This window comes from Streptococcus oralis, from assembly GCF_004127215.1.
GTDB classification, from domain to species: domain Bacteria; phylum Bacillota; class Bacilli; order Lactobacillales; family Streptococcaceae; genus Streptococcus; species Streptococcus oralis_BD.
The window spans coordinates 1-405 of record NZ_QEWJ01000126.1 but is presented as its reverse complement, the minus strand read 5'-3'; the positions used below and the strand labels follow the sequence as shown (position 1 = coordinate 405).

1 protein-coding gene is annotated in these 405 nt (G+C 32.8%); it reads right to left on the bottom strand.

Going from position 1 to position 405, the window contains the following annotated elements; all coding sequences use genetic code 11:
• On the bottom strand, nt 1-396 hold a 396-nt coding region (locus tag DF216_RS10650), incomplete at its 3' end, for a cytochrome ubiquinol oxidase subunit I (RefSeq protein ID WP_276318443.1).
• Nucleotides 397-405: the final 9 nt, after the last annotated feature.

Sequence of the window (405 nt, the reverse complement as noted above, 5' to 3'; positions counted from 1 at the left end):
ATTCATAAATGAGTTCACTGAAGTAATAAAGAACGCTGAGAATGAACCACCAATAATAACAGGTAAACTAATTAAAAAATGTATCCATTGATTTTTAAAACGATTCCATGTATACAGATAAATACTTAAAAAGATTGCTTCAAAGAAGAAAGCAAATGTTTCCATGAAAAGAGGAAGCGCGATAACATGGCCACCCATTTTCATAAACGTAGGCCAAACAAGTGAAAGTTGTAATCCAATAATTGTTCCAGTTACAACCCCAACTGCAACTGTAATCGTATACCCTTTTGACCAACGTTTTGCTAATGCTATATATTTAGGATCTTTCTTTTTGATCCCTAAAAACTCTGCGATTGCAAACATTAATGGCATTCCTACTCCAATAGTAGCAAAAATAATATGAAC